Raw genomic sequence first — 892 nt, 5'->3', positions numbered from 1 at the left:
ATTGCTACTGCACGAAGTAACAAGGTGGCGGTATGTTTAGGTTTTCAAGACTTCTCACAGCTTACTCGTGACTATGGGGACAAGGAGAGTAAGGTAATTCAGAACACGGTGGGTAATGTGTTCTCCGGGCAAGTAGTTGGGGAAACTGCCAAGACACTTTCCGAAAGATTCGGCAAGGTGCTTCAACAGCGACAGTCTATGACCATTAACCGAAACGATAAATCCACCTCTATCTCCACACAAATGGATAGTCTTATCCCTGCAAGTAAGATTTCCAACCTCACCCAAGGTATGTTTGTAGGTGCAGTTTCCGATAACTTTGACGAACGTATCGACCAAAAGATTTTCCATGCGGAGATTGTTGTGGATAGTGCCAAGGTGTCTGCGGATATGAAAACCTATAAACCCATCCCCAATATAACTGATTTCACTGACAAAGAAAGCTGCGACACGCTCAAAGAAACCATTGAAGCCAACTATCGTAAAGTGAAGCAAGAAATTCGGTCGCTTGTCGATACTGAAATTCAACGGATAAAGGACACCCCCAGTCTTGCCCATTTAGTAAAAGATTAGCAGCCTTATTCTAATACAGCCGTATAAATACGAGCAAACGTTTGCATTCTGTATTTTTCATTATTTTTCCGGAAATTGCTTGTAATTTTGGAGAAAAATACTTAAATTTGCATTATATTAAAAAAATAGGACAATAACGCTCCCATATTGGACATATTCAGGAGCAACAAAAATAAAGGTAATAACTATTTTTGATGATGTATGTATAAATATGCGACTCGCAATTTCGGCTACCTGCCAACTTCTTCTTCCGCCTTTAGCAAAGAGTGCGAAAGAATATTGCCTGTCATATATTTATTAACATCTTTTATTACCCCCC

1 protein-coding gene is annotated in these 892 nt (G+C 39.8%); it reads left to right on the top strand.

What is annotated here, in order from left to right:
• On the top strand, window positions 1-573 hold a 573-nt coding region (locus HMPREF1640_RS11360), incomplete at its 5' end, for a TraM recognition domain-containing protein (protein WP_156098804.1).
• Between the last annotated feature and the right edge of the window lie 319 nt (window positions 574-892).

Source organism: Prevotella sp. S7-1-8 (assembly GCF_000758925.1).
Taxonomy (GTDB): domain Bacteria; phylum Bacteroidota; class Bacteroidia; order Bacteroidales; family Bacteroidaceae; genus Prevotella.
The sequence above is the reverse complement of the archived record's forward strand: the minus strand, read 5'-3'. Positions and strand labels throughout refer to the sequence as shown.